This is a genomic window from Hymenobacter terricola, assembly GCF_017921975.2.
Lineage (GTDB): Bacteria > Bacteroidota > Bacteroidia > Cytophagales > Hymenobacteraceae > Hymenobacter > Hymenobacter terricola.
Genome location: NZ_JAGEMO020000014.1, coordinates 1 through 4,591 on the forward strand (window position 1 = coordinate 1; position 4,591 = coordinate 4,591).

6 protein-coding genes are annotated in these 4,591 nt (G+C 59.1%); 4 read left to right on the forward strand and 2 right to left on the reverse strand.

The window, feature by feature from the left end; genetic code table 11:
• Nucleotides 1-102 precede the first annotated feature (102 nt).
• Entirely contained in the window at nt 103-1,227 is a 1,125-nt protein-coding gene (locus tag J4G38_RS11785) for an ISAs1 family transposase (protein ID WP_210522190.1), read from the reverse strand.
• Between the two features lie 92 nt (nt 1,228-1,319).
• On the opposite strand from J4G38_RS11785, the gene J4G38_RS11790 reads away from it, so the two are divergent.
• On the forward strand, nt 1,320-1,505 hold the full coding sequence (locus J4G38_RS11790) for a lipase family protein (protein WP_317198195.1): 186 nt from the start codon (nt 1,320-1,322) through the stop codon (nt 1,503-1,505).
• Between the two features lie 560 nt (nt 1,506-2,065).
• Nucleotides 2,066-2,320: a hypothetical protein gene (locus J4G38_RS11800; RefSeq protein ID WP_210522189.1), complete on the forward strand. Its 255-nt coding sequence runs from the start codon at nt 2,066-2,068 to the stop codon at nt 2,318-2,320.
• Between the two features lie 36 nt (nt 2,321-2,356).
• On the opposite strand, the gene J4G38_RS11805 is transcribed toward J4G38_RS11800, so the two are convergent.
• Complete coding sequence (locus tag J4G38_RS11805; RefSeq protein WP_210522188.1) at nt 2,357-3,076, reverse strand: 16S rRNA (uracil(1498)-N(3))-methyltransferase; 720 nt, start codon at nt 3,074-3,076, stop codon at nt 2,357-2,359.
• A 62-nt stretch (nt 3,077-3,138) separates the two neighbouring features.
• Here J4G38_RS11805 and J4G38_RS11810 point away from each other — a divergent pair, with 62 nt between their 5' ends.
• Both J4G38_RS11810 and J4G38_RS11815 read left to right on the forward strand, forming a co-directional pair.
• Nucleotides 3,139-3,900, forward strand: a complete 762-nt coding sequence (locus J4G38_RS11810) for a plasmid pRiA4b ORF-3 family protein (protein ID WP_210522187.1) — start codon at nt 3,139-3,141, stop codon at nt 3,898-3,900.
• A gap of 225 nt (nt 3,901-4,125) precedes the next feature.
• The gene (locus tag J4G38_RS11815) at nt 4,126-4,449 is read left to right on the forward strand and encodes a hypothetical protein (protein ID WP_210522186.1); all 324 of its coding nucleotides are present in this window, start codon (nt 4,126-4,128) and stop codon (nt 4,447-4,449) included.
• Nucleotides 4,450-4,591: the final 142 nt, after the last annotated feature.

The window sequence follows — 4,591 nt, forward strand, 5'->3', positions numbered from 1 at the left end:
TTCTGTGCACAGCGGCAAAAGAACCCGACTATCTTTACCCAAGACCCGACCCACCTCACGCTGGGACTATACAGCTAGTAGGTCATTGCACCAAACGTGTAGTTAGCTCGTCGGGGTATGTTCCTCCGCAGGCAGTTGCGCCAAGAGCAGGTGGAGGAATGCGTCGTCCCGGGCGGCCTTCTTTCGCTTGCGTTTGAGACTCATCTTCAGCGGGCAGCGTTGCAGATGGGTGAGGGCTAGCTTGCGTAGGGTGGAAAGGTTGCGCGGGGCGTGGTCGCGGCGGCACTGGCAGGTCTCTTCCGTAAAGGTGACGTCCAGGTGCCAATGCTGCTGGTTTTCACTGCCCCAGTGCCGGCGCACGTAGCCCGCCAGGGCCGCGGCGCTGGCCTGGGCCAGGGACGAGAGAAAGTAGCGGGTGGCCTGTTCTTCACATCCGTTCAGCCAGCGCGTGGTCTGCACGCAGACCAGCGTGCGCAGCCCGGCCCAGCCGGTCCCCGCATCCACCAGGCCCAGGTCCTGGCTGCACCACACCCGCCGTTGCTCCCCGCGCCCGTGGCCTTTGTCCAGGTGCTGGTGAGCGGGCGGCTGAACCAGTAAGGGCGTAAAATGGGCCCCGGCCTGGGCGTGCAAGTCGCCTTGGCTCTGTTTGAGGGCCAGCACGCAACCCGCTCCGCGTTCGACCAGGCTTGCCGCCACGGCCCGCTGGCAGCCCAGCGCGTCCAGGCTCACCACGCTGCCGGCCACGTCCTCCAGGTCCAGCACCTGCGGCATGGCGGCCACCTCGTTGCGCTTGGCGGCCACCGGCGTGTGGGCCAGGCACAGGCGCTGCTCGCTGGCCCACACGCTTACCAGTTGCACGGGGGCTTGCCGCCGCCCGTGCCGGGTGGTGCCCCGCAGCTGCTTGCCATCGATAACCAGGTGCCGGCCCGCCAGCAGGCCCACGATGTGCTGCCCCCACGCGGTGAGGCAGCGTTCGAGTTCGGCCGGGTTCAGGCGACGAAAAACGCGGTTGAGCGTGTCGTGCGAGGGAATGCCTGCCGGCAAGGCCATGAACTGGCGCAGTACCGTTCCTTTGTCGCAGGCGTAATCATAGATTTCCTCAAACGTCTCACAATCGGCCAGTAAGCCACAGAGCACCAGCAGCAGAATGTCGCTCAACTCGTGCAGGCAACGCCCAGCTTTCCGGTAATCCGTTACTTCTTCGAAAAACTCCGCGTAGTCCTTCAACCAAAGGTCGCTAACTACGCATTTGGTGCAATGGCCCTACTCTGAGGACTCCCTGCGCTTTCTTAACCCCAACCCTCTCAGCTCTTATTGTTATGTTTTATTCCGAATTTCTGGCCCTGGGAGCCCTCACAGTGTCCCTGCTAGCCTTTTCGCTCCCCACTTTCGCCCAAACTCAAACCACTGCCAACGGCGTGAGAAACGTGGTACTGGTGCACGGTGCCTTTGCAGATGGCTCCAGTTGGGCCAAGGTCATCCCGCTGCTGCAAGCCCGGGGCTAAACGTCATTGCCGTGCAGAAGCCCCTTACTTCGCTGGGCGACGACGTGGCCGCCACCAGGCGGGCCATCGCCCTGATGGATGGCCCGGTGCTGCTGGCTGACCCTTACCCAAATCGTGAAACGCTCCGGCCCGCAGCCGGGGCGTTTTTGGGTATTAGAGCGAATTTGAGGTTGCTGTACGTGGTATCCACAATGGTCAAACCAGTTTTTAGCATCCTGCTCACTTATCCGTTCAGTGGCCGTTTGGATAACGCTTTCCAGCGCTTCTCGGGTGCGGGCCTGGGCCGTGCGCAGCCAGGTGTTGCGCTTGCAGAAGGCCAACTCGATGGGCTTGAAGTCGGGCGAGTAAGGTGGCAGGTAGCGCAGGCGGGCCGGGCTGCGCACTGGCCGCCACCACCCGCTCGCGCAAATCAAGAGACTACGCTTTCATGACCAGAACATACCTCCAAACCCGTAAACTATTCTGAAAACCGCTCTAACAGGGAAATTACTGATTTTACGCTGGTGTTCAGTCAAAAAAAAGGAATTTACTGCACCATCAAACTGCTCCGAAAAACCCTCATGATTACCCTGCCCGAGGTGCAACGCCACCGGGTAGGATACCAGCTTCGGAAAAAGCAAATTAAAGTGCTTCAGCGTCTGGGATTTCAACTATACGACCATAAAGACAAGCTCATTCTGTTCCTGCCTTTTTCAATTTCTGCCGAAATACCTGCTGTGAAATATGTCCTGGCAAAAATTGCTTTTGAAGTTTTCTATTTCAAGGATTTTAGTCAGGATTCTTATATCAAATACCACGAGCCGGCAGTGGAGTAGCAATAGACACCGCGGCAACAGCAACTGGCCGAGTGGTTACTGTTGGAAGCCGGCCGGCCGCACTAATTGCGCTGTAAATACGGCCGCCAACGCCGCCGTTTCCGTCCGCAGCCGGGAAGCTCCCAGTGTCACCGGCCGAATGCCTTTGGCAAGCGCCAGGGCGATTTCGCCCGGCGTAAAATCCCCCTCCGGCCCGATGAGCACGCAGCAGCCTGGTCCCGTGCCGGCCACCTGCGCCAGGGCCGTGCGCTCGCCTTCCTCCAGGTGGGCAATAAAGGTCGTTTCCGGCGTCACCGTCGCTACGAAAGCGGCGTAATCCGTCAGTTCATCCAGCTGCGGCAGCCATGCCTGGCCTGACTGTTTCAGGGCGCTGATGGCAATTTTCTCAAGTCGCTCCAGCTTCAGCTCGCGGCGCTCGGAGCGGGCGCAGCGCAGGAAGGTGATGCGCTCCACGCCCACTTCCACGGCTTTTTCCACGAACCACTCCATGCGGTCGAGGTTTTTGGTGGGCGCCACGGCTACGTGAGTGAAGTAGGCGCGGGGCGGTATGTTTTCGTGTTGGGTGATGCGCAGCTGGCAGCGTTTGGGGTTGGCCTCGGCGATTTCGGCCTGATAATGGCCGCCGCGCCCGTCCAGCAGCTCCACCGCATCGCCGAGGCCCAGGCGCAACACCCGCACAGCGTGCTTGCTTTCTTCTTCGGAAAGCTGGTAGGTGGCGGCGCTGGGCAGGATGTCGGGGGCGAAGCAGGTGAGCATGGGGCGAAGTTCGGGAGCGGTTTGGTATTTTGGCGCATCAATTCCATCCAGCGTCGTTCGCCATGTCCAACGTACTGCACCTGAAAATTGCCCTGCGCTACATTAAGCCACCCATCTGGCGGCGCGTGGAAGTGCCCGATACCCTCACGTTCTGGGAGTTCCACTTCGTGCTCCAGATTCTGTTTGACTGGCAAAACAGCCATTTGTTTGAGTTTCGGCAGGGGCGGGGCAGCATCAACGATTTCCTCACCGGCTCGCCGCCCGTGGCCCCTGGCGACGAAGACAACATGCCCGAATGGCAACTCGACCCGCGCGAAGTCACCCTCGATGAAATCCTGCGCAAGCCCAAGGATAAAGTTACCTACGTCTACGATTTTGGCGATTATTGGGAGCACGACATTGTGGTAGAAAAGGTCATTCCGCTGGCTGAGGGCCACCCCACGCCCGCCGTGCGCTGCCTGACCGGCAAGCGCGCCGCCCCGCCCGAAGACTTCGGCGGCTTCCCTGGCTACGAGCAGCTGCTCGACCTGCTGGCCGAAAAAGCCGCCGGCAAACGCAAGCGCCTGCTCAGCGAGTACGCCGGCCTCGCCAAATTTGACCCCGAGGAATTTCCGCTGGCCGACTACAACCACGACCTGGGTTTGCTGCGCCAAATCGTAGCGGCCGAAAATGAGATGCTGGCCAACTACACGCAGCACTTTGCCGCCAACCCGCCCCCGCCCCGCCCGGCCTTCGACCCGCAGGCGCTACTGGACGCCATGACGGCCATGATGCAGGCCCGCTTCCCGGAGCCGCCACCAAAACCGAAGAAGCCCAAGAAGTAGTCATATGACTTACACTGTTGACCAGCCGCAAAGCGGCGGCATATTGGTAATCCGGTAATTAATGGCGTGTGGCGAGCCGCAAAGCGGCGGTACTCTTCGCTCGGGGAAAGTGCCGCCACTTTGTGGCTCAGGCTTGTTTTTCACTCTATCGCTACCAACGTGCCGCCGCTTTGCGGCTACTCATCTACTCAAGCTCTAATCTTGCTAATTTAAGAAAGTATACACATGAATTATCGTGAGAGCTACGCCCGGAAAACAGCCGTTCAGATGTATTACCAAGGTGATGACCGAGCGGCTGTAATGAAAATGCTGCAAAATGAAGGAGCAAGCGAAAGAGCAGATAGTTTGGCAGACGAATATTATGAGAACTTTCTATTTATTCAGAGTCACCACAAAAAACGGCGCCAGAAAGGCGCGGGTGGCCTGATTACCATTGGACTGGTTTTCATAGCGGGCAGTGTGGCCTATGCGCTCATGACATTTATCGCGCTAGATACTGTAATGAAAAGCAAGGAATCGGGCAATTATTTTTACCTTTGGGCCTCTTAAAGGAGGGCCTTCGGGTTCATCCTGTGTAGCCTCGGCGCGTTTACGTTGCCGGGGCTACTTCTTTTTCGGCCATGTGGGCCGGATGGTAGTGTGGGTCATAGGGCCGGTCGTTCTTCCAGAGCGAGAAACAGAGCAGCAAGAG

Bases quoted from the DNA above. Each gene is read 5' to 3' on its own strand.
- J4G38_RS11810 (WP_210522187.1), top strand. From the start codon at position 3,139: ATGTCCAACGTACTGCACCTGAAAATTGCCCTGCGCTACATTAAGCCA.
- J4G38_RS11805 (WP_210522188.1), bottom strand. From the start codon at position 3,076: ATGCTCACCTGCTTCGCCCCCGACATCCTGCCCAGCGCCGCCACCTAC.
- J4G38_RS11800 (WP_210522189.1), top strand. From the start codon at position 2,066: ATGATTACCCTGCCCGAGGTGCAACGCCACCGGGTAGGATACCAGCTT.
- J4G38_RS11815 (WP_210522186.1), top strand. From the start codon at position 4,126: ATGAATTATCGTGAGAGCTACGCCCGGAAAACAGCCGTTCAGATGTAT.
- J4G38_RS11790 (WP_317198195.1), top strand. From the start codon at position 1,320: ATGTTTTATTCCGAATTTCTGGCCCTGGGAGCCCTCACAGTGTCCCTG.